Genomic DNA, 1,763 nt, shown 5'->3' on the forward strand with positions numbered 1-1,763 from the left:
TCTTTAGATGGCCAAGTTTACAAAATTGAAGCAACGGCATCTGGTTGTAAGGTGAGTGCAAAAGATGGTCGCGGTGACATTCTTAATTTTCAAGATGGCCACCACTCGTCCTCTATGAGTAGTCGAGACTTAGCCTATTTTGAAAAGATGGTGCCGGTGCTAACCCAACAGTATGGAGCACTCGGTAATCAAAAATTATCTAAAAAGCAAGGAATGGAGCGTTAAGGAGGTAAATTATGGATTTATATACATTGCCGCAACTGTTAAAATCAAAGTGTCCTATTGTTGAGGTGGTAGCTCCCCTGATTGAACGACCGCGTGTTTTGAACTATATTTCTGGGGTAGCCAGTCTCTTTCAAATTCCTACTTACTTATGTTCGTTTGGTTCCCCTGAATTGCTCTTGCTTTCAGATGGCGCTGTGGTGCCGGTTGAGAAAATTAAGGGGAGTTTTTTTGATTTCCTGAACCATTGGGATAAACCTGGGCTTTTTATTATTGAAAATCTACAATCTCTTTTAGGAGTTTCTTCTGATTGGCAATCCAAACAGCAGAATTTAGAGATGACTTCTCAACTTGTTAATTTATTTTACAAGTTGGTTACGAGGAAAGATTGTTATGTCGTTTTGCTTTCAACTGCGGGGCAATATCTAAATTCAACTTTAGCCGGTTTAATTCCTTCGTTAGTGCAACCTCTCCCCAGTCCCGGCAATCTAGTTGAGTATTTGGAATCTTTAACCGCAGAATTCCCCCAGATATTGGCTGTTGATAAGGATGAATTAATTGGGGCGGTTTCTGGGTTGTATCCAGAGGAAATCAAACGTGGGATTTATTACTGGCACTGCGGTTTGTTAGGTGATATTGATTTAGTTGCTAGTTTACTCAAGTATAAAATTGAGCGTTTTAGAGAGTTTGGCTTAAATTTCAAGCAGCCCTCGGTTATGTCAGAGTTTGGGGGATTAGACCGGCTGCGTTCTGCTTTAGATAGCGTTGTATTCCGTTATTCAAGTGTGGCACAATCTTTGGGGTTGCCATTGCCCAAGGGTTGGTTAATGGTCGGGCCGCCGGGGACGGGAAAAACCTTTGCTGCCGGTGTCTGCGCTGCAAAATTGAAAGTTCCGTTAGTAATTGTTGATGTTGGGGCGATGGTGGCCGGTGGGGTTGTCTATGTTGAGGAGTTACTGCGCCGGGTTGAAGCTCTAGGCCGGTCTGTCCTCTATTTTGATGAGTTTGATAAGTTGTTTTCCGCCAGTAGTGGGGATTTGACGGGGGAAGCTGCTACCAGTATTCAGATTTTGGGTAAGTTGTTGACGTGGTTGCAGGATAAGACATCTGAAACATTTGTGATTGCGACGCTCAACCGGCTTGCTGCCCTACCTCCTGAACTTACTCGTAAAGGCCGGTTTGATGACATTTTTTATGTCGGTTTCCCCCAAGCAATTGAACGCAAACAAATTATTGAATTACACGCTGCCCGTTTTGATCGCCGGTATAAAAACTCTTCACCGTTATCAGAAAAAGAATGGAAGATTTTGCTTAACCGTACTCTCAATTTTGTTGGAGCCGAATTGGCCGGTATGGTTGAAGCTGCGGCTACGAGAAAAAGTGAAAAGGTTTTTAATTTGTTGGCTCGGTTGCCGGTTAATCCCTCATCTGAATTAATGACTGAGTTGCAAAGTTCTGTTTCAGAAGATGTGTTTTTAGATATTCAACGAGCCGGTGATGATTTTTCAACACTATTATTACCTCAAGGCTGTTTGAAGTTG

2 protein-coding genes are annotated in these 1,763 nt (G+C 42.7%); both read left to right on the plus strand.

Annotated elements, in window-relative coordinates:
• The coding region (locus NG798_RS27545) for a hypothetical protein (protein ID WP_317619651.1) at window positions 1-225 on the plus strand (225 nt) is incomplete at its 5' end.
• 11 nt (window positions 226-236) lie between these two features.
• The coding region (locus NG798_RS27550) for an ATP-binding protein (RefSeq protein ID WP_261226914.1) at window positions 237-1,763 on the plus strand (1,527 nt) is incomplete at its 3' end.

Origin of the sequence: Ancylothrix sp. D3o (genome assembly GCF_025370775.1) — a bacterium.
Lineage (GTDB): Bacteria > Cyanobacteriota > Cyanobacteriia > Cyanobacteriales > Oscillatoriaceae > Ancylothrix.